This is a genomic window from Microbacterium sp. K41 (genome assembly GCF_004794395.1).
Classification (GTDB): domain Bacteria; phylum Actinomycetota; class Actinomycetes; order Actinomycetales; family Microbacteriaceae; genus Microbacterium; species Microbacterium sufflavum.
Window position 1 is genome coordinate 1 of record NZ_SSDO01000098.1, and the last position, 3,050, is coordinate 3,050.

Here is a 3,050-nt window from a genome sequence, read left to right on the forward strand (position 1 = left end):
CCTCACCTGGCGGCACCTGGGCGCCGCGCACGCCGTGCCCGCCGCGTTCGTGGTCGGTGACGCCGCCGCGGTCGCCGACCACTTCGAGACGTGGCGCGACGCGGGAGCGGCCGACGGGTTCAACGTGCTCTCGGCGTTCCAGCCCGCGCAGTTCGAGGCGTTCACGCACCTGGCGGCGCCCGAGCTGCGGCGACGCGGACTGCTGCGCGAGCACGGTGACGGCGCGATCACGCTGCGCGACCGCCTGCGTGTGACGTCGCGTGTCGATGCGTGACCGCGGGTGTCGCCGGGCGACCTTCCGCGTCCGCCGCCCGGCGCGCACCGCCCGCCGCTTCCTAGCGTGAACCCCACGCCGCACCCCTACCCGCCTGCACCCACCCGCACCCCCGAGGAGTCCTCCGCATGAACCGCCGCCTGATCCGCACCGCCGCCGTCGCGCTGCCCCTCGTCCTGGCCGGGAGCCTCGCCGCGTGCGCGACCTCCGCCGCCCCCGCCGGCACACCGACCGACGCCGGGGCCCCTGTCACGGGCGGCACGCTCACGTACCTGGAGCACCAGGCGTACACGAACCTGTACCCGCCGCAGGCCGGCTTCTACCCGAACGGCGGTATCGTCAACAACATCGCCGCCCGGCTCACGTGGCAGAACCCGGAGACGCTCGAGATCGAGCCGTGGGTCGCCGCGGACTGGATCGTGAACGACGACGCCACCGAGTACACGTTCGACCTGAACCCCGGCGTCACCTTCTCGGACGGCACGCCCCTCGACGCCGCCGCCGTCGCGAAGAACTTCGACACCTACGGCCTGGGCGACGCCGACCGCGGGCTCACCGTGTCCGAGGCGATCAACAACTACGCCGGCAGCGAGGTGGTCGACGAGGACACCGTCACGTTCCGCTTCTCCGCCCCGTCGCCCGGGTTCCTGCAGGCCACGTCCACCATCAACTCCGGCCTGCTGTCACCCGACACGCTCGACGGCACGATCGAGGACTTCGGCGCGGGCAATGCGGCCGACATCATCGGCTCCGGTCCGTTCACCGTCACCGACGAGAAGCTCGGCACGGAGTACACCCTCGCCGCGCGCGACGACTACGCCTGGGGTCCGGAGAGCGCCGACAACGACGGCCGCCCGTACCTCGACGCCGTGCACGTGCTGATCACCCCGGAGGACTCCGTGCGTATCGGCTCGCTGCTCGCGGGGCAGGCCGACTACGTGCGCTACGTGCAGGCGTTCGACGAGGACCGTGTGGAGGGCGCCGGCTTCACGCTCTACGCCCCGCAGACCCGCGGCGTGAACAACTCGATCGCCCTGCGGCCGGACAACCCGCTGCTCTCCGACATCCGCGTGCGCCAGGCGATCATCGCGGCCGTGAACGCGCAGGAGGTGGTCGACACGCTCTTCACCGAGAACTACCCGGTGGCGACGTCGGTGCTGTCCTCCCAGGCGGTCGGCTACAAGGACGAGTCGGAGCACTACACCTTCGACCCCGACCGGGCCGAGGAGCTGCTCGACGAGGCCGGCTGGACGCCCGCAGGCGACGGCATCAGGGAGAAGGACGGCGAGCGCCTCGCGATCACGGTCTACGAGGCGAAGCCGCAGCCGCTGTCGAAGCAGACTCTGGAGCTGATCGCCCAGCAGCTCGCGAAGGTCGGCGTCGAGCTGACCGTGAAGCCCGGCGATGCCGGCACCTATGCCGAGGACACGCGCGACCCGCTGAAGACCGGGTTCTATCACTCGATGGTCGGACGCGCCGACCTCGACGTGATCAAGAGCCAGTACTTCACGAAGAACCGCGACGTGCTGATCTCGCAGGACGCGACGCTCGACGAGCTGCTGCTCGCCGTGGCCTCCGAGCCCGACGCCGACGCGCGCATCGCCGCGTCGCAGGCCGTGCAGGACTACATCGCCGAGCAGGCCTACGTGATCCCGCTGTTCGAGGAGCCGCAGGTCTACGGTGCCGCGACGTACGTGCACGGCGTGGCGTTCGAGTCGGTCGGGCGCCCCACGTTCTCCGGCGTCTGGCTCGCGGAGCACTGAGGGCGACGGTGACGCGATGAGCTTCGTCCTCCGACGAGCCGGGCAGGCCGCGATCGTGCTGGTCGCGGCCTTCACGGCCACCTTCTTCCTGCTGCAGCTCCTGCCGGGCGACGCGATCCTGATCAAGTTCTCCGACCCGAGCCTCGGGCTCTCGCCGGAGCAGCTCGACGGGATCCGCGCGACCTATGGCGCCGACCTGCCGTGGTGGGAGCAGTACGTGCACGCCGGGCTCGGCTTCCTCGCCGGCGACTTCGGCTACTCGACGCAGTTCGGCACCCCGGTGCGCACGATGCTGGCCGAGGCGCTGCCCGCGACCTTGCTGCTCGCGTCGCTCGGGCTCGCGGTGGCGCTCGTGCTGGCCGTGCTGATCGCGGGCTTGTCGTCGCTGGCGCCGTTCGCGTGGCTGCGCACGGGACTGCGCCAGGTGCCTGGCCTCTTCGTCGCGGTGCCGGTGTTCTGGCTCGGGATCCTGCTCATCCAGGTGTTCTCGTTCGGCCTCGGCTGGGTGCCGATCGTGGGAGCCGACCCGGTGAGCGGTCTCGTGCTGCCCGTGCTCACCCTGGCCGTGCCGATTTCCGCGCCCCTCGCCCAGGTGCTGGTGCGGTCGATCGACCAGGTGCAGGCGCAGCCGTTCGTGACCGTGCTGCGGGCGAAGGGCGCACCGCCGGTGTGGGTGCTCACGCGCTCGGTCGCGCGCAACGCGGCGGTGCCGACGCTCACGATCGCGGGCGTGCTGTTCGGCGAGCTCGTGGGCGGCGCCGTCGTGACGGAGACCGTCTTCGGCCGGACCGGGATCGGACGCCTCACGGAGCAGGCCGTCGCGAACCAGGACATCCCGGTGCTGCAGGGGGTGGTGCTGCTGTCGGCACTCGGCTTCGTGCTCATCAGCTTCGCGGTCGACCTCGCCACGCCGCTCATCGACCCGCGGCAGCGCACCTCCGCCCGCCGCGGTCGCCCCGAACCCCGCCGCACGCTGCGGGAGGCCACCGCATGACCGCGCCCGTGATCGCCGA

The 3,050-nt window shown here is 71.7% G+C and carries 2 protein-coding genes and 1 pseudogene; all 3 read left to right on the forward strand.

What is annotated here, in order from left to right; all coding sequences use genetic code 11:
* Nucleotides 1–274, forward strand: a pseudogene (locus DW309_RS01940) (NtaA/DmoA family FMN-dependent monooxygenase); the annotation flags it as partial.
* A gap of 128 nt (nucleotides 275–402) precedes the next feature.
* Nucleotides 403–2,037: a TIGR04028 family ABC transporter substrate-binding protein gene (locus DW309_RS01945; protein WP_136044396.1), complete on the forward strand. Its 1,635-nt coding sequence runs from the start codon at nucleotides 403–405 to the stop codon at nucleotides 2,035–2,037.
* Between the two features lie 16 nt (nucleotides 2,038–2,053).
* Nucleotides 2,054–3,031 carry an ABC transporter permease gene (locus tag DW309_RS01950; RefSeq protein WP_136044397.1) on the forward strand — a complete coding sequence of 326 codons (978 nt, stop codon included), beginning with the start codon at nucleotides 2,054–2,056 and terminating at the stop codon, nucleotides 3,029–3,031.
* The last annotated feature ends 19 nt before the right edge of the window (nucleotides 3,032–3,050 follow it).

Coding starts and splice junctions, on each gene's coding strand:
- DW309_RS01945 (WP_136044396.1), top strand. CDS start 403: ATGAACCGCCGCCTGATCCGCACCGCCGCCGTCGCGCTGCCCCTCGTC.
- DW309_RS01950 (WP_136044397.1), top strand. CDS start 2,054: ATGAGCTTCGTCCTCCGACGAGCCGGGCAGGCCGCGATCGTGCTGGTC.